We start from the raw sequence: 21,685 nt of genomic DNA, 5'->3' as shown, positions 1-21,685 counted from the left end.
GCGAGGTCCACAGTCCCGCGTGCCGCGCGGGCACGCTAATGTGCGCAGCGGACCTTCGCCGGAGGAAGGACGACCATGCTTGGAAATCGCACGTCGCGCGCGGCCCTGTCCACGGCCTGCGCGGCGCTCCTGCTCGCTACCAGCGCCTGCGGGAGCGACGAGCCGAAGGACGCGGGCACCACCCAGGTCCGCCTCTACGGCACCGACGGCAACATGCAAAACTCCTTCGCCGCGGAGCTCAAGGACCGGGCGACTCTCGTCAACGGCATGAAGGGCACCACCCCGCTCACGCCGCTGCCGGAGAGCTTCAAGGAACGGCTACGCAACGTCAATCCGAAGTTGAACGACTTCCTCTACGCCGCCGAGTCGTACGACGCCGTGGTGATCAGCGCGCTGGCCACCCAGCTCGCCGGGACGACCGCGCCGCGCGAGATCGCCCAGCAGATCGTCGGGGTGACCACCGGCGGCCAGCGCTGCGAGGAGGTGGCGACCTGCCTCCAGCTCGCCCGGGCCGGTCAGGACCTGGAGTACCGGGGCGTGTCGCTGACCCGGGCCGGCTTCACCGACACCGGTGAGCCGGCCACCGCGAGCTACGGCACGTTGCACTTCGACAACCAGCAGCTCGACGACGGCAAGACGGAGTTCGTCGGAGCCGGCGAGGATTCGGGTGCGAGCAGCAAGACCCCGCCGCGCGGCCGCAAGGCCCGGGGCAAGGTGAAGGACGCGCCGCTGGTGATGGGCGGCCTGCTGCCGAAGACCGGTGACCTGGCGTTGGCCTACCCGCCGATGGCCGCCGCGGTCACGCTCGCGATCAACGAGGTCAACGCCGCCGGCGGGGTGCTCGGCGAGCCGGTGAAGTGGATCGAGGGCGACGATGGCACCAACCCGGCGGTGGCCAAGGCGACGGTGGCCGCGCACGTCGGCCAGGGCGTCTCGATCATCATCGGCGCTGGCGCGTCAGGCATCTCCCGGGCCGTGCTGCCGGACGTGGTGGCCGCCGGGCGGATCCTCTTCTCCCCGTCGAACACCGACGCCGGGCTGAGCGCCGTGGACGACCAGGGGCTCTACTTCCGCACCGCGCCGCCGGACAGCCTCCAGGGCCGCGCCCTGGCGGACGTGATCCTGCGGGACGGGCCGCGCAAGATCGTGCTGCTGGCCCGCAAGGACTCGTACGGCGAGGGCCTGCAGGAGAACGTCCGGGCCGAGCTGGAGAAGGCGGGGGTCGGCGCGGACCGGCTCAAGCTAGTCACCTACGCGCCGCCGGCCGACCCGAAGACGCCCGTGAACTTCTCCGGCATCGCCCAGGACATCAAGGGCTTCGGTCCGGAGGCGGTGCTGGTGATCGGCTTCGGCGAGTCGGCGGGGGCGATCACCGCGCTGGCCGACGCCGGGGTGCAGATCAGGGACTGAGCCGTCAGGCATCGAGGGCCGCACCGGACGATCCGGTGCGGCCCTCACCGTGTCGGCTCAGCGCGGCCGGCGCCGCTCGAGGAACTCGGTCATCCGCCGGTGCTTCTCCTCGTCCTCGAAGAGCACGGCCTGGCTCAGCAGGTCGAGCTGCGGATGCGCGGCCGGCGGCGCGTCGACCGCCAGCTTGGTCAGCCGCAGCGCCAGCGACGAGCCCTTGGCCATCTCGTCGAGCAGGCCGTGGGCGGTGGGCAGCAGCTCCGCCGGCTCGGCCACCACCCGGTTGACCAGGCCGATCCGCAGCGCCTCGTCCGCGTCCACCCGGCGGCCGGTGAAGAGCAGTTCCTTGGCCCGGGCCTCGCCGACCAACGCCGGCAGCCGATAGGTCGCGCCGGCGCCGGCCAGGATGCCCAACCGCACCTCGGGCTGGCCGAAGACCGCCCGGTCCGTGCACACCCGGAGATCGCAGGCGTACGCCAGCTCGGCGCCGCCGCCCAGCGCCGGGCCGTCGACCGCCGCCACGGTGGGCAGCGGCAGCGCCCGGATCCGGGCGAAGACGCCCTGGTTGATGGCGGCCAGCGCGTCCAGTCGGCCACGCTCGCGCAACTGGGCGATGTCGGCGCCGCCGGCGAAGATGCCCTCCGTACCGCCGGTGAGCAGCATCAGCCGGGGCCGCGCCTCCAGCTCGGCGCAGACCGCGTGCAGCTCGCCGACCAGGTCGGCGTCGATCGCGTTGCGCTTCTCCGGCCGGTCCAGCGTGACCACGAGCCGGTCCGGCAGTTCCTCGATCCGCAGCCCGCTCACTTCTTCGAGCCGCCTTCCCAGGTGTAGAAGCCCTGCCCGGACTTCTTGCCCAGCCTCCCGGCGGCCACCATCTCCGCAAGCAGCGGCGGTGGCGCGAACCGGTCCCCGTACGCGGCCTGGAGGGTGCGCGCGATGTCGAGCCGGACGTCCAGCCCGACCAGGTCGGTCAGCTCCAGCGGGCCGACCGGGTGCCGGTAGCCCAGCACCATCGCCTTGTCGATGTCGGCCGGTGCGGCGACACCGTCGGCAACCATCCGGATCGCCTCCAGGCCGAGCGTGACACCGAGGCGGGAGGTGGCGAAGCCGGGCATGTCGCGTACCACGACGGGGTCCTTGCCCAGCCGGGTGGCGAGCGCGACGGCCGCCTCGGTGGTGGCCGGCGCGGTGGCCGGGCCGACCACGACCTCGAGCAGCGCCATCGCCCAGACCGGGTTGAAGAAGTGCAGCCCGAGGAAGTCCGCCGGACGCGCCAGCCCGTCGGCCAGCTCGGCGATCGGGATGCTCGACGTGTTGCTGCCGAGCAGCGCCGGACGGCGGCCCTCGGCCTCCCGGAGCACGGCCCGCTTGAGGTCGAGCCGCTCGGGCACCGCCTCCACGATCACGTCCGGCCCCTCGGCCACCTCGGCCAGGCCGGTCCGCAGAGTCACCCGGACCCGGTTGGCGGTGGCCGCCTCCGCGGTCAGCTTGCCCCGCCCCACGGCGCGGTCCCACAGCTCGCCGAGGCGCCGGACGGCGTCGGCGCCCCGCTCGGGGTCGACCTCGACCAGCTCGACCGCGTACCCGGCGCCGGCCGCCACGTACGCGATGCCGAGGCCCATGGTGCCGGCCCCGACGACCACAAAACGACCACTCATCGCTGTCCCCTCGTCGCGGCGGTGGCGCGCGGGGTCTCCGCCGCGCCGGGCCGGCCGCTCGCTCGATCCTGGATGCGACCCTATGCAGGGCGGGACCGCCAGGCATGCGTGGGGGCCGGCCGGACGGGGTAAAGACCGCCGTCAACGCCGAAGGAAGGAACGAGATGAGCCAGGCACCGGAGAGCGCGCAGGGCACCGAGACGGTCGAGACGCGCGGTGACGAGCGGGTGGACCTGCTTCGGGCGGACACCAACAACGACGGCAAGACCGACGTGTGGGTGGTGGACACCGACGGCGACGGCAAGGCCGACCTGTTCCAGTTCGACACCGACGGCGACGGCAAGGTGGACATCACCATGGTCGACATCGACGAGGACGGCACGCCGGACGAGGTGGTCGACGGCGACGGCGGCCTGCCCCCCGAGGAGACCGCGCCCACCGTCCAGGTCTGAGAGGTAAGGAGGGGTCCCTTCTTATCGCCTACGCGATAGGAGGGGCCCCTTCCTAACGCCTCAGCTCGAGCGTGGCGAGGTAGTACGGGTGGTCGGTGCTGTCCACGTCGGCCAGTCGCCACGGCGAGCCGTGGACCAGCTCGGCGAATTCCTCGGGCGAGCACACCAGGTAGTCGAACCACTCGGTGCCGAGCAGCCGGTAGCGCAGCCGCAGCCGCAGTTGCCCGCCCAGCCGGCCCCGCCGCCGGTTCGCCTCGTGGTAGGCGGTGTGCACCGGGTCGGTGGTGCCGTACGGGTCGGTGCCGTGCGCGATCACCCGCGCGCCGGGCCGGGCCAGCGCGGCGAGCGCGGCCAGCAGAGCCGGGGCGCGTTCCCGCCCCTCGAACAGGCCGAGGTTGTTGCCGAGCAGCAGGAACGTGTCGTAGCGCCGGCCGTCGGCGACGTGCTCGTCGACGGTGGCGTGCACCAGCTCGCGTACGCCCCGGTGACGGCTGACGAGCAGCGCCCCGAGCGAGGTGTCCAGGCCGGTGACCGGCACCCCGCGCTCCTGGAGGCGCAACGCGATCCGGCCGGCGCCGACGCCGACGTCGAGCACGTGGCCGTGGACCCGGTCCACCGCCCGGTGGTCGTGCGGCTGCCACCGCTCGGGCGGGTCCAGGTAGTGACCGGCGGGCGCGCCGTTGACCAGCCCGTCGTCCCGCTCGATGATCTCGATGACCGGGCGGGGCAGTCGCCCACCGGCCATCGGCCGGGGCCCGACACCGGTGGCCACCGCGTACGCGTCGCGGATCATCTCGCCGAACACGTCGCCGATCGTGGGCTCGCTGGTCATGGGAGCACGCTATCCGGGCTCGCGGGCGCGGTCGCGGCCGTATCCTGGGCGGCGTGACCGACCTGGATCGCCTCGCGGCGGAGAAGTACGTCCTGCTCACCACGTTCCGCAAGGACGGCCGGGCGGTGCCGACGCCGGTGTGGGCGGTGCGCGACGGCGACGCGCTGGCGGTGTGGACGGTGTCCGACTCCGGCAAGGTGAAGCGGATCCGGCGCGACGGCCGGGTCACGGTGGCGCCGTGCGACGTGCGCGGCCGGCCGCACGGGGCGGCGGTGCCGGGCCACGCCACGATCGACGATCCGGAGAGCACCCGCCGGGTGCGGGAGCTGCTGAAGCGGAAGTATCGGCTGATCGGCCGGCTCAGCCTGCTGGGCAGCCGGCTGCGCCGGGGGGACAGCGGCACGGTGGGGCTGCGGATCGTGCTGGATCCGACCGCCCCCGGACACGATTAGGGGCGGTGGCCCGTCGGCCGACCGCCCCTGATCGAAGAGCTGGAAACTCCGTGTCGTCAGTCCCCCTGACGCTGCTGGGGGATCTGCCCCTGCAGCAGGGCCCGTACCTCCGACTCGCGGTAACGGCGGTGGCCGCCCAGGGTCCGGATGGCGCTGAGCTTGCCAGCCTTGGCCCACCGGGTCACCGTCTTCGGGTCGACTCGGAACATCGACGCCACCTCGGCCGGTGTGAGTAGCGGCTCTGGTTCGTGCGTTCGCGATGCCATCGGGGTCACTCCTCCACATGTATAGACATCGGCCGGGGTCCCGCCGGCCGACGCGTCTCCCATGGTCCGGCTAGTCCCCGATGTCCGACATGGGCCGAACGGCTGAAGGTCCCTAGACGGACGGATGAACCATGCCCGATTTTTACGACTTTTATGCCGCAGAAACTACCTTATTCGGACTCATGATCACGGTTCGTGATGCGTCAACTACGAGACACTCTCGTATCCGGTAGGTCGAAGAGGGGCAAACCGGGCGTCAGTTGCAGCGCTCCAGAAGTTGCACCGCGCGCCAGCGGGCGACCAGCTTGTCGTACGCCGCCGACGCCTCCTCGGCCTCGCCCCGCGCCAGCCCGGCCAGCCCGGTCGCGACCAGCTCGGTCGAGTCGTCCTCGGTCAGCGTCTCGTCCGGCAGCAACCGCACCAGCCCGCCGTAGTCCAGCTCCACCACCGACCGCGGGTGGAACTCCTCCAGCCAGCGGGCGGCCTCCTCGACCGCCTCGGTGATCGGCGCCTCGCCCACCGACTTGCGCAGCACCGACAACGCCCGCGACGAGCGCCGGCGCGCCTTGGAGATCTCGGTGCGGTAGCGCAGCGCCCGCCGCTCCGGGTCGGTGACCAGGTGCCGCTCCCCGGCCTCGAAGAGCACGAACCAGCGCAGCGGCACGCCCCAGGTGGCGACCTGCTCGTGCACCCGCGGCACCCCGTGCTCCAGCACCCGCGCCCCGCTGCGCCAGTCCTCCACCACGGCCTTCGCCTGCCCGGCCAGGACCGGCGGCACGAACGCGTCGGCCAGCACCGACGGCACGCCGTCGCGGGCGCTCAGCGCCGCCTCGGCGACCCGGATCCGCAGGTTCCACGGGCAGACCAGCAGCGTGTCGTCGGCCTCCAGGACGTACGCCTCGTCGGGCAGGTCGGGCAGCCGGGTCCAGCCCGCGCCCAACGCCTCGATCACCGAGGTCCGTTGCCGGCCCGGCCCCTCCAGCGGGGCGATCGCCCGTCCCTCGCTGACGTACCGGCGCCAGTACGACTGCCGGTCCCGGTCGAAGGCGGTCAGCGGCTCGTACACGCGCAGGTATGAAGCGAAGAGCGACGGCACGGCGCGATCCTCCCACGAGACGGGACCGTCCGTCGCCGCCGTCACACCGGCGGCGTGACGTGGGCGACAGTACGGTTCCGGCCGATATTAGGCTCAACGACACCGGCAGCATCCCGCCGGCGTGCCACCGAAGGTTCCGCGCCCCACAAGGGCGCACACCGACACAGGAGTCAGCCATGGGCGTATTCGCCAGCACCGACGACCCGGGAGCCACGGGTCACGAACAGGTCGTGTTCTGCCAGGACAAGCAGTCCGGCCTGAAGGCGATCATCGGGATCTACTCCACCGCGCTGGGCCCCGCCCTCGGCGGCACCCGGTTCTACCCGTACGCGAGCGAGGCCGACGCCCTCGCCGACGTGCTCGACCTCTCCCGTGGCATGGCCTACAAGAACGCCCTGGCCAACCTGGACCTCGGTGGTGGCAAGGCGGTCATCTGGGGCGACCCGGAGCAGCTCAAGAGCGAGGCCCTGCTGCGCGCCTACGGTCGCTTCGTGGAGTCGCTCAACGGCCGCTACTACACCGCCTGCGACGTCGGCACCTACGTCGCCGACATGGACGTGATCGCCCGGGAGACCCGCTACGTGACCGGCCGCAGCGTGGAGCACGGCGGCGCCGGCGACTCGTCGATCCTCACCGCCTGGGGTGTGTTCCAGGGCATGCGGGCCGCCGCCGAGCACGTGTGGGGCAGCCCCACGCTCGCCGGCCGGCGGGTCGGGGTGGCCGGCCTGGGCAAGGTCGGCAAGTACCTGACCACGCACCTGATCGAGGACGGGGCCGAGGTGGTGGCGACCGACGTCAACCCGCGCGCCCAGGAGTGGGTGCGCGCCACCCACCCGCAGGTCACCCTGGTCCACGACACCGCGGCGCTCGTCGCGTCCGACATCGACGTGTACGCCCCGTGCGCGCTGGGCGGCGCGCTGAACGACGACACCGTCCCGGTGCTGCGGGCCAAGGTGGTCACCGGCGCGGCGAACAACCAGCTCGCCCACGCCGGCATCGAGAAGGTCCTCGCCGACCGGGGCATCCTCTACACCCCGGACTACGTGGTGAACGCCGGCGGCGTGATCCAGGTGGCGGACGAGATCGAGGGCTTCAACTTCGAGCGGGCCAAGCTGCGCGCCACCCGGATCTTCGACACCACCCGGGAGATCCTGCGCCTCGCCGACGACGAGGGTGTGCCCCCGGCGGTCGCGGCGGACCGGCTCGCCGAGCGGCGGATGGCTGACGTCGGCCGGCTGCGCGCCATCCACCTGCGCTGACGGCTTCCGGGGGCGGGTCGTCGCTCCGCCCCCGGGCCGCGCGGGCGCGATCAGGGCGTTAAGCTGGTTATTGGTCGCTTCCTGCCAGTTTGCTTTCTGTCACGGCCGGTCCCCGTGGACGCTCCTTACCCGGTACACTGTGTGACGGTCGCAACACTACGACGCGCAAGGCCGGTCGACGGCGACCCGAGGTGCCGAACGGTGGCATCCCCATGTACCGTAAGAGCCACGAGAGATGCCTGACGTCATCGGGGCCCGCCTTCGGGCTGCCCCGCATTCTGTGCGAGGGGGTCGAGCCATGGGGCGCGGCCGTGCTAAGGCCAAGCAGACGAAGGTGGCCCGGGAGTTGAAGTACCACTCCCCGAACACCGACCTAACCGCCTTGCAGCGTGAGTTGGCGGGTAGTGGAAAGTCTGAGCACAACTTCGACGACGACTACAAAGAGTATGTCGACGACGATGACGAGGACCACGCGGACGACGATCCGGACCCCTGGGCCCGTCCGACCCGCTGACCTCCGGTCACATCTGAGCACGCGGTAGCCCCCGCGTGCTCACGCATGTGCTCACCCGGGGACGGCGTACGACCGACGATCAGGGACCTGCCGCACCGGGCGCCTCCCCGGCGGCGACGGCAGGTCCTTGATCGCGGAAACGTCCCTCAGCGCGGCCGGTTGTTCCAGTTGTAGAACGTCGGGATGTTCTCGAAGTGGTTCCACGCGCACACCGCGTGGGCCCCGTCCGACCCCGACACCTCCGCCCGCAGCAGGCGCGCCGCCTCGGCCTCGTGGAGCAGCGCGGACAGCCCCGCGGCGGCATCCCGCACCCGGTCGGTGACCACGTCCCGGTCGGTCTCACTGATGATCTCGGGCATGCGCCAACACTCCCTCCAATAGGCGGATCTTGCTGTTGCGGCAGTGCTCGGTCTCCGTACCGTCGAACCGCCCCTGCTCGAAGTAGCGGTTCGCGGCATGGCCGCCGCCACAGAAGCCGAAGTAGGCGCAGGACGCCCGACACGCCTCCACGCCGGCGAGGAACTCGCCCACCCAGGGCGTGCGCCCGGCGTCGGCGAGGATCTCCCGCAGCGGGGTGGCCAGCACGTTCCCACTGCCGAAGTCGCCGTAGCGGGGGTCGGTGAAGCCGGCCAGCTCGGGCGAGAGCACCACCACCGAACCGTCGTGGCCGACCGTCGGGATCGGGTCGAGCCGCCGGGGCAGCACCTCGTCGCCGGCACCGGCCAGCACCGCGCCGGCGTACCGCAGCGACCACTCCACCTCTCGCAGGTGGATCCGGGGATCCCGGCGCCACGCCGCGACCAGTTCGGACCAGAACCCGGTCACCGCCGCCTCGTCCCGCGCGTTCGTCCGGGTGTTGACCCCCTCGGTCTCCTCGATGTTGACGCCCAGCACCTCACAGCCCAGGTCGAGGAAGTAGTCGTACAGCTCGGCCGCCAACCCCGGCTCCGGCCGGGAGACGACCGCGAGGGCCGAGAACGGCAGCCCGTGCCGGCGCAGCGCCGCCACGCCGGCCACGATCCGGTCGTACGCCGGCCGGCCGCCCCGGGTGACCCGCTCGGCGTTGCGCGCCCGGGGGCCGTCCACGCTCACGCTGACCCGCACCCGGTGCTCGGCGAAGAACGCGCACCAGGCGTCGTCGACAAGCGTCGCGTTGGTCTGCACGTGGTGCTCGACCTCCGGCCCGAACGGGGCCAGCAGCGCGGCCAGGTGCTCCCGGCCGGCGGCGAGCGGCTCACCGCCGTGCCAGACCACCGAGCACCGGCCCTCGGCCGCCCAGGGGTTCACCGACGCCGCCACCGCCTCGGCCACCGCCACCGGCATCCGCCGGTCCGCCGCGCGCAGCGGCAGGTAGCAGTAGGCGCAGTCGAGGTTGCACAGCGTGGTCGGCTGCATCACCACGTACGAGGGGACGGTGGCGATGCCCCGCATTCCGCCAGGCGTACGCGCAGCCATCGACCCTCCCCCGCCTGAAGAAACCGAACCTTCAGGCTAGGCGGAGGCGGCCACTCGGGTGAACCCCCGATCAGGTGCTCGGATGATCAACGCAGGGTGATCAGCCGCGGGTGTGCTGGCCGACCATCTGCACGTTGCCGGAACCCTCGATGATCTCGCCGGCCTGCCAGGCGTCGACGCCCCGGCCGGTCAGGGTGGCCAGCGCGCGGTCGGCGTCCTCGGCGGAGACGATGGCGAACATGCCGACGCCCATGTTGAACGTCGACTCCATCTCCGGGTCCTCGATCCGGCCCTTGGACTGGATCAGGTCGAAGATCGGCTGCGGCTTCCAGGTGGACCGGTTGACCACCGCGTCGACGTGCTCGGGCAGGACCCGGACCAGGTTGCCGGGAATGCCGCCGCCGGTCACGTGGGCCAGCGCCCGCACCTCGGCCTCGGCGATCAGCTTGAGGCAGTCCTGTGCGTAGATCTTGGTCGGGGTGAGCAGCTCCTCGCCCAGCGTGCGCTGGCGACCGAAGTCGTCGAGCACCACGTCCAGCCGCATCCGGCCGGCGCCGAGCAGCACGTGCCGGACCAGCGAGTAGCCGTTGGAGTGCAGGCCGGAGGAGCGCATGGCGATCACCACGTCGCCCACCTCGACCCGCTCCGGGCGGAGGATCTCGCTCTCCTCCACCACGCCGACGCCGGTGGCCGAGATGTCGTACTCGTCCGGGCGCAGCACGCCGGGGTGCTCGGCGGTCTCGCCGCCCAGCAGCGCGCAGCCGGCGTACCGGCAGCCGTCGGCGATGCCGGCGCCGATCTCGGCGACCTTGTCCGGCACGACCTCGCCGGTGGCGATGTAGTCGAGCAGGAACAGCGGCTCGGCGCCGCACGCGACCAGGTCGTCGACGACCATGGCGACCAGGTCGATGCCGACCGTGTCGTGGATGTCGAGCTGCTGGGCGATCACCAGCTTGGTGCCCACGCCGTCGGTGGAGGAGGCCAGGATCGGGCTCTTGTATTTCTTGGTGTCCAGCCGGAACAGGCCGGCGAAGCCGCCCAGGTCACCCATGACCTCCGGGCGGCGGGTCTCCCTGACCTTGGACTTGAGCAGCTCGACCGCGCGGTCGCCCGCCTCGATCGACACCCCGGCGTCGGCGTACGAGACCGAGCGTTTGCGCTGCGTGCGGCCGGACCCCGCCGACCAGGGCTGGCGGTCGCCGCCGGCGCCCGTCGGGCTGGATCCTGCGCCGCTGCGCTCGGACACGTGCGTCACGGTTCTCCCCTTTGTGGTTCCGCGGGGCCGGAGCGGCCGGACCCGCGTCGGTGGTGCTACGGGTGATGGGTCGGTGTGGCGACGAGCGGGCTGGTGGGCTCGGCCGCCTCGGCGACGACCCGGCGGCCCACTCCCTCGAGCACGTGCTTGCCGATCAGGTTTCCGGCCGGCAGTTCGATCGGGTACTCCCCATCGAAGCACGCCCGGCAGAGCCGGGTCTTCGGCTGCTCGGTCGCCGCGATGAGACCGGGCAGGGATACGTAGCCCAGCGTGTCGGCGCCGATGGACCGCCGGATGCCCTCGTTGTCCAGCCCGTTGGCCAGCAGTTCGGCCCGGGTGGCGAAGTCGATGCCGTAGAAACAGGGCCAACTGACCGGCGGCGAGGAGATCCGCACGTGGACCTCCAGCGCGCCCGCCTCCCGCAGCAGCCGGACGATGGCCCGCTGGGTGGTGCCGCGGACGATCGAGTCGTCCACCACCACCAGCCGCTTGCCGCGGACGTTCTGCCGCAGCGGGTTCAGCTTCAGCCGGACGCCGAGCGCGCGCAGCGTCTGCGAGGGCTGGATGAACGTGCGCCCGACGTACGGGTTCTTCATCAGGCCCTGGCCGTAGGTGACGCCGGACTCCTCGGCGTAGCCGATGGCCGCCGGCGTGCCCGACTCGGGCACCGGGATCACCAGGTCGGCCTCGACCGGGTGCTCCTTGGCGAGCCGGCGGCCGATCTCCACCCGGGCGGCGTGCACGTTACGCCCGGCGATGGTGGCGTCCGGCCGGGCGATGTAGACGTATTCGAAGAGGCAGCCCTTGGGCTCCGGCGCGGCGAACCGGCTGGACCGCAGCCCGCCCTCGTCGATCGCGATCAGCTCGCCCGGCTCCACCTCACGGACCACGCTCGCGCCGACGATGTCCAGCGCGGCGGTCTCGCTCGCCACCACCCAGCCGCGTTCCAGCCGGCCGAGGACCAGCGGGCGCACGCCGTGCGGGTCGCGGGCGGCGTAGAGCGTCGACTCGTCCATGAAGACAAAGCTGAACGCGCCACGCAGCTGCGGCAGCACCTCGAGCGCGGCCGCCTCGACCGACAGGTCGGGCCGGCTGGCCAGCAGCATCGTCACCAGCGACGTGTCGTTGCTCGACCCGTCGGAGTCCATGCCCCGGGCGGACACCTCGCGCTGGAGGTCGGCGGTGTTGACCAGGTTGCCGTTGTGGGCCAGCGCGATCGTGGTGCCGGCGCTGGTGGCCCGGATCGTCGGCTGGGCGTTCTCCCAGGTCGAACCGCCGGTGGTCGAGTAGCGCGCGTGCCCGATCGCGACGTGCCCGCGCAGGCTGGCAAGCGTCGGCTCGTCGAACACCTGGGCGACCAGGCCGAGATCCTTGTAGACCACCACGCCGGAGCCGTCGCTGACCGCGATGCCGGCGGCCTCCTGACCCCGGTGCTGCAGGGCGTAGAGCCCGAAGTAGGTCAGATTGGCTACCTCTTCCCCGGGCGCCCAGACACCGAAGACGCCGCACGCGTCCTGGGGGCCGGGTCGTTGGGGGTCAAGGTCGTGGCTCAGCCGGCCATCGCCTCGGGGCACCTGCCGCTCCCTCGTGCTGGGGGTCTGGACTGGCCTGGCGGAGTCGGGGGGCAGCTCCGCACCGTGGGCCGGGACCGTCGTCGGGCACCAGTGTACGCGAACAGACGTCGCCACCGACAGTCACGACATGTCCGCCGAGCGTGACCCGGACCGGCTCCGCCGACCGACTAAATCGGGAGGTACGCGGAGAGGTCGGCCCGGTTCCCCGAGACCCGCACGCGACCCTCGGTGACCGCCTCCGCCCAGCCGAGGCGTCCCGTGGCGACCGCCAGCCAGGTGGCCGGGTCCATCTCCACCACGTTCGGCGGGGTGCCGCGGGTGTGTCGCGGCCCGGCCACGCACTGCACCGCGCCGTAGGGTGGGACCCGCACCTCCACCGATCGGCCGGGGGCGCGCTCCGCGAGGGCGGCCAAGAGCGTCCGGACCGCCTCCCGCAACACCGGCCGTTCGGCCGTACGCCCCTCGTCCAGCGCCGTGAGCGCGGCGAGCACCGAGTCGGAATAAGCGTGCGGAGAGGACACGACGGGACGATACGACCCGGCAGAAGGCCGCCCGACGCCGGCCCTGGGTAGAGATGATCCGGTCAGACAAGGCATAGTTGCCGACGGCGTAATTCGTACCGTGAGTGATCGACCCGGCCGGACCGGCCGGCGGGGAGATCAGACCCGGAAGGCGGTGGACGTGTCAACACACCGACGTGCCTGGACGCATCGGGCCGGTGTGGTCGTGGCGCTGGTCTTCGGCGCGCTGCTCACCGTCCCCGCCACACCCGCCCTCGCGGCGAACCCTGATGTGCAGATCACCACCTTGTCGACTGACTCTTTGTCGAGCGGTCAGCAGACAGGCATGGCCTTCACCGTCAAGAACAACAATGAGTCCACCAGCGTTTTCAGCGTCACTGTCGACACCTTCGGCGGGCTGACGTGCCAGGGCGGATGCCGGGTGCCGGCCCAGGCCATCGAAGCTGGGCAGACTGCCACCTTCAATGTCACGCTCGTCGCTGATAACTTGCCGCAGGGTGCGACCAAGTCGGGACAAGTTCGCGTATCCGCACGAGCGGGTAATGAACAGGGTGGCGATTCGCGCGCCATGACGGTTCGCGGACCAGCCGCGCCGCAGCAGCCGCAGACCGTGAAGACGGTCTCCGGCAAGGTGGTCAACTCCGACGGCGAGCCGATCTCCGGCGCGCTGGTCATGCTGCGTGACAGCGCCAGCAAGGAGCGCCGGACGAACACGAACGGCAGCGGCAACTTCAGCTTCAGCGGCTCCGCCGACAACCCGATCGCACCGGGGCGGATCGACCTGGGCGCCTCCGCGGACGGCGCCAGCCCCACCGCCAAGTCGATCAACGCGGCCGCGGGTCAGTCCGCCACCGGAATCCGGCTCAGCATCGCGGTGAAGGCGTCGGCGAGCCCGAGCGCGACGCCGTCGGCCAGCGAGTCCGCCCCGCCGTCCGAGGAAGTGACCGAGGACGAGGCGACCGACGCGGCCACCTCCGACGCCCCGGCCGCCCCACCGGCGGCCGCGAGCGACGACTCCGGCGGCTTCGGCTCGTGGCTGCTCATCCTGCTCGGCGGCCTCTTCGTCGCCGTCGGTGTGGGCACCATCGTGCTGCTCTACATGCGCCGCAAGAACGACGACGGTGACGGCGACGGCCCGGGCGGTCCGGTCGGACCGGGTGGCCCGGGTGGGGCCGCCGCAGCCGGCGCGATCCCCGCGGCCCGGGGCGCCTACCGGGGCGCGGACGACCAGACCCGGGTGGTCAACGGCATGGGCGCCGGCCCGGCGCCGACCATGGTCGGTGGCGCCGCGCTCAGCGAGGCGCCGACCATGCTGCAACGCCCGGTCGTGGACGACGTCCCGCCGGACCCGTACGGCGCACCGCCCGGTGCCGGGTACGGCGTCGGAGCGGGGGCCGGATACGGCTACGGCGACGACGCGCCCGGGCAGGGTGGCTACGGCGGCAACAACAGCTACGGCAACGCGCCCTCCTCGGGCAGCGGCTACGGCAACGGCCCGTCCTCCGGCGCCGGCTACGGCAGCCCGGACTACGCGACAGGGGCAGCGGGAGCGGCCGGCTACCCGCAGGCGCAGGGCGGCGGCTACGGCAACGAGCGTTTCGACGAGCCCACCGGCCGCTACACCGGTGACGGCACCCAGTACGCGCCGGCGGCCGACCCGTACCCGACCAGCACCTACCAGCCCGAGCAGGGGCAGGGCTACGACCAGGCCGCCTCCGGCCCGTACGGCCGGGGCGCGGAGCAGGGCGACGGTTACGGCTACGGCGCCGCGCCGGGCGGCTACGACAACGCACCCGGTGGCTACGACGGCGGCCGGCAGCAGGGCGGCTACGGCGACGCGCCCACCGGCGGTTACGACGCGAACGCGACGGGCGGCTACGACGCCCCCCGGGGTGCGGCCTACGGCGACGCCCCGGCCGGCGGATACGGCGACGCCCCCGGCTACGGCGGCAACCGGCCGACCGGCGGCTACGGCGACGCCCCGGCGGGTGGCTACGACAACGCCGCCGGCGGATACGAGGGCACCCGGCAGCAGGGCGGCTACGGCGACGCGCCCACCGGCGGCTACGACGCCAACCCGGCCGGCGGCTACGACGGCCGGCAGTCGGGCGGCTACGACGGCCGGCAGTCGGGCGGCTACGACGGCCGGCAGTCGGGCGGCTACGACGGCCGGCAGTCGGGCGGCTACGACGCCGGCCAGCAGGGCGGCTACGGCCAGCAGGGCGGCTACGACGGCGGCCAACAGGGCGGCTACGACCAGCGCGGCGGCTACGGTGACGGCTACGGCCAGTCGCCGCCGGGCGGCGGCTACGGCGAGCAGGGCGGCTACGGCCAGGAGCCGCCGCAGCAGCGCGGCGGTGGCTACGACAACCAGGGCGGCTACCACAACGACCCGGCGCAGGCCGCCGGTCGGACCCGCCCGGACGGCCAGCCCGACCGGAGTGGCCGACGTCTCGACTGGCTGGACGACTGAGCGCACCTTCACCACCACGATGGCCGTCCGCGACCGCGGGCGGCCATCGTCGTCAGGTCACGGTTCCGCCCCGGCGGGGAGAGCGGGGCCGCGGTCAGGCTGCGGTGAAGTAGCCCTGGCGGAGCACCGGCACCACGTCGGAGACACCGACCTCGACGGCGATCGCAACGTCCCCGGCGAAGCCGCCCTCGGCCAGTTCCCGGCCGGACACGCAGCCCCGGACCGCCGCCGGCACGTCCGGCGTGCTGGCCAGCGCGGCCAACGCCATGGCCGCCTCCACCGAGAGACCGCCGGGCACCCCGGCCAGCGCGTCCAGCACGCAGGCCGCCCCGAGCTGGTCCTCGACGCAGGGGCGCAGCGACCCGTCGGGCCACCGCTCGCCGGCGGCCACCACACCCACCGGGGCGTCGGTCGTGCCGTACCCCTGGTGGCGGAGCCAACGCCCGACGGCGCGCGCGTTGCGCAGGCAGGCCGCGACCACCGGGATGCCGGTGGCGCTCGCCGCGGCGCTGATCGCCGAGCCGTTGGGCGACGGCAGCACCAGGTCGGCGACCACCGGGGCGGTCCGCAGCGCCGCCGGGGAGAGCGACCACGGATGCTCCGGGGTCGTCTGCCGGCGGCCCACGGCGGCGACGGCGCCCACCCGGCGGGCGTACTCGGCGGCCTGCTCACCCCACGGGAACGGGTGCACCCGTGAGCCTCGGCTGACCGCGACCTCGACGGCGGTGGTGAACGACAGCACGTCCACCACCACCAGGGCGGCACAGACCCGGCCGAGTTCCGCCGCCCCGGTCAGCCCCCAGTCGAAGCGGGCGCCGGCGCCGGGTTGGGCGTAGACGGCCAAGGCCAGAGCCTCAGCGCTGATCCGGCGCGGGGCGCGGGTCGGGCTCATCGGAGGCCGTCCGGGTGTCGTCCGGGGCGGTCGCCGCCTCGGCCGGGTCGCTCGGGCCGCCGGTGGGCGTCTCTCCGGCCCGCGCCGGGCCCGGTCCGTTCGGCGTGCTCGGGGCCGGGGCGGTGAACTCGGCCTCGGTCCCGGCCGTGCCCGGAGCCGGGCCGGTGGACCCGGCCTCGGTCCCGGCGGTGCCCGGAGCCGCGTCCGCGCGTCCGGCCCGGGTCGCCCGGGTCGACCCGGCGGACACGTCCTCCGGCGTCGCGGTGGAGCGGGCCGGAGCGGCCTCGGCGTTCGGCCGGGCCTGGTCGCCCGGCACTTCGGCCTTCACGCCGGTCTCGGCGATCGGCTCGGCGGCGACCTGGGCCGGTTCCACGCCGACCGGCTGCTCGGCGGTGGCCGGGAGCACGGTGCTGGTGCCGGTACGCGTCGCCGCCACCTCCACCTGCGGCGCCTCGGCCGGGCCGAAGAGGCGCGGAAGGGTCGCGCCGTGCGCCTCGCGCAGCTCGTCCAGTGCGATCCGGAACTGGCCGCGCACCTCCAGCGCGCCGCCGGTCGGGTCGGTGACGCCGATGAACTCCCACGGCACGCCGTGCTCGCCGCACAGGGCGGTGAACGCCTTCTCGTGCCCGCGCGGCACCGACACCAGCACCCGGCCGGCCGACTCGCTGAACAGGAAGACGAACGGCATCGAGCCCTCGGCGAAGTGCTCCGGGAGCGCGATCTGCGCGCCGACGCCACGACGCAGCGCGGACTCGACCAGGCTCTGCGCCAGGCCGCCGTCGGAGAGGTCGTGCGCCGAGCTGACATGCCCGACCCGGGCCGCCTCGGCCAGCAGCTCGCCGAGCTGCCGCTCGCGGGCCAGGTCGACCTGCGGCGGGATACCGCCGAGGTGCTCGTGGGTCACCCACGCCCACTCGGAGCCGGACAGCTCGACGTGCGTCTCGCCCAGCAGGAAGAGCTGGTCGTGGTCGCCGGCCGCCCGCGGCTCGAAGCCCATCGGCACCCGCTGGGCGACGTCGTCGAGCACACCCAGCACGCCGACCACCGGGGTCGGGTGGATGGCCGCGGCGCCGGTCTGGTTGTAGAAGCTGACGTTGCCGCCGGTGACCGGGATGCCCAGCTCCAGGCAGCCGTCGGCCAGGCCGCGCACGGCCTCGGCGAACTGCCACATGACGCCCGGGTCCTCCGGCGAGCCGAAGTTGAGGCAGTTGGTCACCGCGATCGGCTTCGCGCCGGTCACGGCCACGTTTCGGTACGCCTCGGCCAGCGCCAGCTTCGTCCCCTGGTAGGGGTCGAGGCGGGCGTACCGGCCGTTGCCGTCGACGGAGAGCGCGACGCCGAGGCCGGTCCGCTCGTCGATCCGGATCACGCCGGAGTCCTCCGGCTGGGCGAGCACGGTGTTGCCCAGCACGTACCTGTCGTACTGCTCGGTCACCCAGGTCTTGTCGGCCAGGTTCGGCGAGGCGATCATGCGGAGCACGGTCTCCCGGAGCGCGTCCGGGGTGCTCGGCCGGGGCAGCGTCTCGGCCCGGTCGGCCTGGAGCAGGATCAGGTCGGCCGGCTCCCGCATCGGGCGGGCGTAGACCGGGCCGTCGTCCACCAGTGAGCCCGGGGGCACGTCGACCACGAGCTGGTCGCGCCAGGTGACGACCAGCCGGCCCGGACGGCCGTCCGGCGACGGTGCGGTGACCTCGCCGATGGCGGTGGCCCAGACGCCCCACTTCTCGGCGGTCTTGAGCACCGCCTCCAGCTTCTCCGGCGTGACGACCAGCAGCATCCGCTCCTGGGACTCGCTGGCCAGGATCTCGTGCGGCTCCATCGACGGCTCACGCAGCGGGACCCGCTCCAGCCAGACCCGCATGCCGGTGCCGGCGGAGGCGGCGGTCTCGGTCAGCGCGCAGGTCAGACCGGCGCCGCCGAGGTCCTGGATGCCGACGACAAGCTCGGCGTCGTACAGCTCCAGGCACGCCTCGATGAGCAGCTTCTCCATGAACGGGTCGCCCACCTGCACCGACGGGCGGCGCTGCTCGCTGCCCTCGTCGAAGGTGGCGCTGGCCAGCACGGACACGCCGCCGATGCCGTCGCGGCCGGTCTTGGCACCCATCAGCACCACGACGTTGCCGGGGCCGGTGGCGTCCTTCTTCTGCAGCCGGTCGACCGGCAGCACGCCGAGGCAGAGCGCGTTGACCAGCGGGTTGCCCTGGTAACAGGGGTCGAAGACGACCTCGCCGCCGATGTTGGGCAGGCCGAGGCAGTTGCCGTAGCCGCCGACGCCGGCCACCACGCCGGGCAGCACGCGCGCGGTGTCCGGGTGGTCGGCCGCGCCGAAGCGCAGCGGGTCCATCACGGCCACCGGACGGGCGCCCATGGCGAGGATGTCGCGGACGATGCCGCCGACGCCGGTCGCCGCGCCCTGGTACGGCTCGACGAAGCTCGGGTGGTTGTGCGACTCGACCTTGAAGGTCACGGCCAGCTCGTCGGAGACCCGGACCACGCCGGCGTTCTCCCCGATGCCGGCGAGCAGCCGGTCGCTCGGCGGCGCCTTCTCGCCGAACTGGCGCAGGTGCACCTTGCTCGACTTGTAGGAGCAGTGCTCGCTCCACATGATCGAATACATGGCCAGCTCGGCCTGGGTGGGTCGGCGGCCGAGGATGTGCCGGATCCGGTCGTACTCGTCGTCGCGGAGACCCAGCTCGGCGTACGGCTGAAGCTCCTCCGGCGTGCCGCCGGCGCGCTGCACGGTGTCCACGCCCGGCGCCCAGTCGTCGGTCGGGCCGTTCTGCGGCACCACGCCCTGCGACTGGAGCAGGCTCTGCTCCGGATGGGTGGTCATGACGTCTCCTTGCTGCGCTCGCCGCCGGCGCGGCGGGTGAGCCGACCGATGGTCCCGGCCATGATCACGCCGGCGCTCCCACCAGGTGCTTGAGCACCGAGGTGAAGAAGCCGAGGCCGTCCAGGGAGGGGCCGGTGAGCGCCTCCACCGCGTGCTCGGGGTGCGGCATGATGCCGACGACGTTGCCGGCCTCGTTGGTGATCGCGGCGATGTCACGCTGCGACCCGTTGGGGTTGCCGCCCAGATAGCGGGCGACGACGCGACCCTCGGCCTCCAGCCGGTCCAGCGTGGCCGGGTCGGCGACGTAGCAGCCCTCGCCGTTCTTGACCGGGATCAGCACCTCCTGGCCCGGCTGGAACGCGTTGGTCCAGGCGGTGCCGGTGGCCTCGATCCGCAGGACCTGGTCGCGGTTGCGGAAGTGCAGGTGCTGGTTGCGGGTGAGCGCCCCTGGCAACAGGTGGGCCTCGCAGAGGATCTGGAAACCGTTGCAGATGCCCAGCACGGGCAGGCCGCCGCGGGCGGCCTCGACGACCGTCTCCATCACCGGGGCGAACCGGGCGATGGCGCCGCAGCGCAGGTAGTCGCCGTAGGAGAAGCCACCGGGCAGGACGACGGCGTCCACCCCGTGCAGGTCCGGGTCGCCGTGCCAGAGCCGGACCGGCTCGGCGCCGGCGATGCGCACCGCGCGGGCCGCGTCCCCGTCGTCGAGCGAGCCGGGGAAGGTCACCACACCGACCCGGGCGGTCACGAGTGCGCGCCCGCGGTCTCGTCGGTGACCACCCGGACGGTGAAGTCCTCGATGACCGGGTTGGCGAGCAGCTTGTCGGCGATCTCGCGGGCCCGGTCAAGGTCCGGTTCGCCGGTGAACTCGATCTCGATCCGCCTGCCGATCCGGACCGAGGCGACGTCGCTGACGCCGAGCCGGGGCAGCGCGTTTGCGACGGCCTGGCCCTGCGGATCGAGGATCTCGGGCTTGAGCATGACGTCGACGACGACGCGAGGCACTGGGCACTCCTGACTGTGTACGCAGTTGGGTGCCGGCCCACAAACGGCCGAGCGCAGCCAGCCTACCTGGCAGATGCCGTCCCGCCCGCACCGGCCGGTCCAGTTCGGGCGATGATCGGCGACCGCTGCGGCGCACGCCGGGGACCGTTGCGAGTTCGTTGCGGCGTCGATACGTAAACGTTGCGCGACAGGCCGGCCACCTATCGCCCGCAACGGGTCTCACCAGGCATTTTGCCCTGCCGGGCGGGGTCCGGGACCGGTTTCCGACAGCGCCCCGCCACGCCGCGCGGCGCACCTCACATGATCGATGCACCTCGATTCCCATCTTGTGACGCGACCCGGCGCACCCGTAGCATGCATCGTCAGATGTCGATGTCATTGATCGATGTCCGCCGCCGGCCCACCCCGTCCGGCAGGCCAAGATCCACCCGGCGACCCCGGGTGTCCGCGCAGAAGGAGCCCCGACCATGCGCCTCCGTCCCCTGCTCGCCGTGCTGACCACCACGCTGGCCGGCGTGCTGGCCACCGCATCCGGCGCCGGCGCCGCACCGGCCGGCCCGCAGCCGATCATCGGCGGGAACACCGTCTCGTCCGCGCCCTGGGCCGCGGCCGTCTTCAGCAACGGCTCGTTCACCTGCTCCGGCAGCGTGATCGCGTCCCAGTGGGTGCTCACCGCCCGGCACTGCGTCAGCGGCACCATGTCGGTCCGGGTCGGCAGCGTCTACTACGCCTCGGGCGGGGTCACCCGCAGCGTGAGCGCCTCGTACACGCGCAACGACCTGGCCCTGCTGCGGCTCTCCAGCACGGTCAGCACCTCCACCGTGTCGCTGGCCAGCAGCAACCCGCCGGTCGGCTCCACCAACTCGATCTACGGCTGGGGCATGACCTGCTACAGCGGCTGTGGCGCGTCGCCCCAGCTCAAGACCGCCGACGTCCGGGTGACCAGCACCAGCGCCACCGACGCGTACGGCGGGCAGGCCATCCGGAGCACCCGGATCAGCGGCAACGCCTGGCGCGGCGACTCGGGCGGCCCCGAGTTCTACAACGGCCGGCAGGTCGGTGTGGCCTCCACCGCCGACGGCTCCAGCATCCAGAACTACGGCAGTGTCGCGTACAACCGGTCCTGGATCACCTCGGTGGCCGGTGTCTGACGCTTTCCACCGGGTGCGGCGCGGATGGGTCGGGAGTCGCCCGGCCGTCCGCGCCGCGCCGTTTCGCAGCATCCGATCAGGTGCACACGGCACCCGAACCCGCTCCGCCGGTGACTGACAGCATCGGAATCGTGCTGGTCGTGACGACGGATCAACTGCCCGGCTACGAGATCCGCCAGATCCTCGGCGAAGTGGTCTCCTCGATGGCGAGGACCCGCAACCCGTACCGCGAGGGGGTCAAGAACCTGCGCGGTGGCGCCTACGACCCGATGGCGCCGGACAACCTCACCCGGTGGCGTACCGACTCGGTCGCCCGCCTGGGCGAGGAGGCGCAGCGGCTCGGCGCGAACGCGGTGATCGGCATGCGCTTCGACAGCCGCGACTGCGGCGAGATGTGGATGGAGATCTGCGCCTACGGCACCGCGGTGATCGTCGCGCCGAAGACGCCCGACGTGATGCCCCCGGACCAGCCGATGATCGCCGCCGAGACCGCCCACGACCCGGAGATCGCCAGCGCTCCCGGCGGCATCGCCGAACCGGCCAGCGCCCCCAACCTGAGTTCGGCCGCCGAGACCCCCACCGGCCCCTGA

At 72.9% G+C, this 21,685-nt stretch carries 20 protein-coding genes and 2 pseudogenes; 8 read left to right on the top strand and 14 right to left on the bottom strand.

Features of this window, described 5'->3' with window-relative positions; genetic code table 11:
• Positions 1-75 precede the first annotated feature (75 nt).
• Positions 76-1,410, top strand: coding sequence for an ABC transporter substrate-binding protein (locus ACIA5A_RS25730; RefSeq protein ID WP_396767012.1), 1,335 nt, complete (start codon positions 76-78; stop codon positions 1,408-1,410).
• Between the two features lie 57 nt (positions 1,411-1,467).
• Here the strand turns inward: ACIA5A_RS25730 and ACIA5A_RS25725 are convergent, their stop codons facing one another.
• The gene (locus tag ACIA5A_RS25725; RefSeq protein ID WP_396767011.1) at positions 1,468-2,211 is read right to left on the bottom strand and encodes an enoyl-CoA hydratase/isomerase family protein; all 744 of its coding nucleotides are present in this window, start codon (positions 2,209-2,211) and stop codon (positions 1,468-1,470) included.
• Positions 2,208-3,065 (bottom strand): 3-hydroxyacyl-CoA dehydrogenase family protein, encoded by an 858-nt coding sequence (locus tag ACIA5A_RS25720; RefSeq protein ID WP_396767010.1) that lies wholly within the window; start codon positions 3,063-3,065, stop codon positions 2,208-2,210. The genes ACIA5A_RS25725 and ACIA5A_RS25720 overlap by 4 nt, the downstream gene beginning before the upstream one ends.
• 164 nt (positions 3,066-3,229) lie before the next feature.
• On the opposite strand from ACIA5A_RS25720, the gene ACIA5A_RS25715 reads away from it, so the two are divergent.
• On the top strand, positions 3,230-3,517 hold the full coding sequence (locus tag ACIA5A_RS25715; protein WP_091062231.1) for a hypothetical protein: 288 nt from the start codon (positions 3,230-3,232) through the stop codon (positions 3,515-3,517).
• Positions 3,518-3,569: 52 nt separating this feature from the next.
• Here ACIA5A_RS25715 and ACIA5A_RS25710 read toward each other — a convergent pair whose 3' ends face one another.
• Entirely contained in the window at positions 3,570-4,349 is a 780-nt protein-coding gene (locus ACIA5A_RS25710; protein ID WP_396767009.1) for a class I SAM-dependent methyltransferase, read from the bottom strand.
• 53 nt (positions 4,350-4,402) lie between these two features.
• Here ACIA5A_RS25710 and ACIA5A_RS25705 point away from each other — a divergent pair, with 53 nt between their 5' ends.
• Complete coding sequence (locus ACIA5A_RS25705; RefSeq protein ID WP_396767008.1) at positions 4,403-4,801, top strand: PPOX class F420-dependent oxidoreductase; 399 nt, start codon at positions 4,403-4,405, stop codon at positions 4,799-4,801.
• Positions 4,802-4,857: 56 nt separating this feature from the next.
• Here the strand turns inward: ACIA5A_RS25705 and ACIA5A_RS25700 are convergent, their stop codons facing one another.
• Both ACIA5A_RS25700 and ACIA5A_RS25695 read right to left on the bottom strand, forming a co-directional pair.
• Positions 4,858-5,067 (bottom strand): BldC family transcriptional regulator, encoded by a 210-nt coding sequence (locus tag ACIA5A_RS25700; protein WP_007073996.1) that lies wholly within the window; start codon positions 5,065-5,067, stop codon positions 4,858-4,860.
• 256 nt (positions 5,068-5,323) lie between these two features.
• Positions 5,324-6,163: a hypothetical protein gene (locus ACIA5A_RS25695; protein ID WP_396767007.1), complete on the bottom strand. Its 840-nt coding sequence runs from the start codon at positions 6,161-6,163 to the stop codon at positions 5,324-5,326.
• Between the two features lie 176 nt (positions 6,164-6,339).
• Here ACIA5A_RS25695 and ACIA5A_RS25690 point away from each other — a divergent pair, with 176 nt between their 5' ends.
• Positions 6,340-7,422, top strand: coding sequence for a Glu/Leu/Phe/Val dehydrogenase (locus ACIA5A_RS25690; RefSeq protein WP_396767006.1), 1,083 nt, complete (start codon positions 6,340-6,342; stop codon positions 7,420-7,422).
• 298 nt (positions 7,423-7,720) lie between these two features.
• Positions 7,721-7,936 carry a DUF3073 domain-containing protein gene (locus tag ACIA5A_RS25685; protein ID WP_107157984.1) on the top strand — a complete coding sequence of 72 codons (216 nt, stop codon included), beginning with the start codon at positions 7,721-7,723 and terminating at the stop codon, positions 7,934-7,936.
• Positions 7,937-8,082: 146 nt separating this feature from the next.
• On the opposite strand, the gene amcA is transcribed toward ACIA5A_RS25685, so the two are convergent.
• The 5 genes from amcA to ACIA5A_RS25660 all read right to left on the bottom strand — a co-directional run bounded on the left by amcA (position 8,083) and on the right by ACIA5A_RS25660 (position 12,711).
• Complete coding sequence (gene amcA, locus ACIA5A_RS25680; RefSeq protein ID WP_396767005.1) at positions 8,083-8,295, bottom strand: multiple cyclophane-containing RiPP AmcA; 213 nt, start codon at positions 8,293-8,295, stop codon at positions 8,083-8,085.
• Positions 8,276-9,367, bottom strand: a complete 1,092-nt coding sequence (gene amcB / locus ACIA5A_RS25675; RefSeq protein ID WP_396767054.1) for a cyclophane-forming radical SAM peptide maturase AmcB — start codon at positions 9,365-9,367, stop codon at positions 8,276-8,278. Before amcB ends, amcA begins: the two co-directional genes overlap by 20 nt.
• A gap of 124 nt (positions 9,368-9,491) precedes the next feature.
• A complete protein-coding gene (purM, locus tag ACIA5A_RS25670; RefSeq protein WP_396767004.1) occupies positions 9,492-10,646 on the bottom strand; it encodes a phosphoribosylformylglycinamidine cyclo-ligase in 1,155 nt (384 codons plus the stop codon).
• A 56-nt stretch (positions 10,647-10,702) separates the two neighbouring features.
• The gene (gene purF / locus ACIA5A_RS25665) at positions 10,703-12,220 is read right to left on the bottom strand and encodes an amidophosphoribosyltransferase (RefSeq protein ID WP_396767003.1); all 1,518 of its coding nucleotides are present in this window, start codon (positions 12,218-12,220) and stop codon (positions 10,703-10,705) included.
• Between the two features lie 167 nt (positions 12,221-12,387).
• Entirely contained in the window at positions 12,388-12,711 is a 324-nt protein-coding gene (locus ACIA5A_RS25660; protein ID WP_396767053.1) for a sterol carrier family protein, read from the bottom strand.
• A gap of 190 nt (positions 12,712-12,901) precedes the next feature.
• Here ACIA5A_RS25660 and ACIA5A_RS25655 point away from each other — a divergent pair, with 190 nt between their 5' ends.
• Entirely contained in the window at positions 12,902-15,214 is a 2,313-nt protein-coding gene (locus ACIA5A_RS25655; RefSeq protein WP_396767002.1) for a carboxypeptidase regulatory-like domain-containing protein, read from the top strand.
• Between the two features lie 94 nt (positions 15,215-15,308).
• Here the strand turns inward: ACIA5A_RS25655 and ACIA5A_RS25650 are convergent, their stop codons facing one another.
• The 4 genes and pseudogenes from ACIA5A_RS25650 to purS all read right to left on the bottom strand — a co-directional run bounded on the left by ACIA5A_RS25650 (position 15,309) and on the right by purS (position 19,944).
• A complete protein-coding gene (locus ACIA5A_RS25650; protein ID WP_396767001.1) occupies positions 15,309-16,106 on the bottom strand; it encodes a 2-phosphosulfolactate phosphatase in 798 nt (265 codons plus the stop codon).
• 313 nt (positions 16,107-16,419) lie between these two features.
• Positions 16,420-18,939: pseudogene (gene purL / locus ACIA5A_RS25645) on the bottom strand (phosphoribosylformylglycinamidine synthase subunit PurL); the annotation flags it as partial.
• 64 nt (positions 18,940-19,003) lie between these two features.
• Positions 19,004-19,687, bottom strand: coding sequence for a phosphoribosylformylglycinamidine synthase subunit PurQ (gene purQ / locus ACIA5A_RS25640; protein WP_396767000.1), 684 nt, complete (start codon positions 19,685-19,687; stop codon positions 19,004-19,006).
• Entirely contained in the window at positions 19,684-19,944 is a 261-nt protein-coding gene (gene purS / locus ACIA5A_RS25635; RefSeq protein ID WP_396766999.1) for a phosphoribosylformylglycinamidine synthase subunit PurS, read from the bottom strand. The genes purQ and purS overlap by 4 nt, the downstream gene beginning before the upstream one ends.
• Before the next feature lie 467 nt (positions 19,945-20,411).
• Between purS and ACIA5A_RS25630 the strand changes: the two genes are divergently transcribed.
• Positions 20,412-21,095, top strand: coding sequence for a S1 family peptidase (locus ACIA5A_RS25630; protein ID WP_396766998.1), 684 nt, complete (start codon positions 20,412-20,414; stop codon positions 21,093-21,095).
• A pseudogene (locus tag ACIA5A_RS25625) lies at positions 21,092-21,685 on the top strand (YbjQ family protein). Before ACIA5A_RS25630 ends, ACIA5A_RS25625 begins: the two are co-directional and overlap by 4 nt.

Source organism: Micromonospora sp. NPDC051300 (assembly GCF_044455315.1).
Classification (GTDB): Bacteria; Actinomycetota; Actinomycetes; order Mycobacteriales; family Micromonosporaceae; genus Micromonospora; species Micromonospora robiginosa.
The sequence above is the reverse complement of the archived record's forward strand: the minus strand, read 5'-3'. Positions and strand labels throughout refer to the sequence as shown.

What these genes read in the sequence shown, in the direction of transcription:
- ACIA5A_RS25685 (WP_107157984.1), top strand. Translation starts at nt 7,721, where the DNA reads ATGGGGCGCGGCCGTGCTAAGGCCAAGCAGACGAAGGTGGCCCGGGAG.
- ACIA5A_RS25715 (WP_091062231.1), top strand. Translation starts at nt 3,230, where the DNA reads ATGAGCCAGGCACCGGAGAGCGCGCAGGGCACCGAGACGGTCGAGACG.
- amcB (WP_396767054.1), bottom strand. Translation starts at nt 9,367, where the DNA reads ATGCGGGGCATCGCCACCGTCCCCTCGTACGTGGTGATGCAGCCGACC.
- ACIA5A_RS25720 (WP_396767010.1), bottom strand. Translation starts at nt 3,065, where the DNA reads ATGAGTGGTCGTTTTGTGGTCGTCGGGGCCGGCACCATGGGCCTCGGC.
- ACIA5A_RS25630 (WP_396766998.1), top strand. Translation starts at nt 20,412, where the DNA reads ATGCGCCTCCGTCCCCTGCTCGCCGTGCTGACCACCACGCTGGCCGGC.
- ACIA5A_RS25690 (WP_396767006.1), top strand. Translation starts at nt 6,340, where the DNA reads ATGGGCGTATTCGCCAGCACCGACGACCCGGGAGCCACGGGTCACGAA.
- ACIA5A_RS25650 (WP_396767001.1), bottom strand. Translation starts at nt 16,106, where the DNA reads ATGAGCCCGACCCGCGCCCCGCGCCGGATCAGCGCTGAGGCTCTGGCC.
- ACIA5A_RS25710 (WP_396767009.1), bottom strand. Translation starts at nt 4,349, where the DNA reads ATGACCAGCGAGCCCACGATCGGCGACGTGTTCGGCGAGATGATCCGC.
- ACIA5A_RS25700 (WP_007073996.1), bottom strand. Translation starts at nt 5,067, where the DNA reads ATGGCATCGCGAACGCACGAACCAGAGCCGCTACTCACACCGGCCGAG.
- ACIA5A_RS25730 (WP_396767012.1), top strand. Translation starts at nt 76, where the DNA reads ATGCTTGGAAATCGCACGTCGCGCGCGGCCCTGTCCACGGCCTGCGCG.
- amcA (WP_396767005.1), bottom strand. Translation starts at nt 8,295, where the DNA reads ATGCCCGAGATCATCAGTGAGACCGACCGGGACGTGGTCACCGACCGG.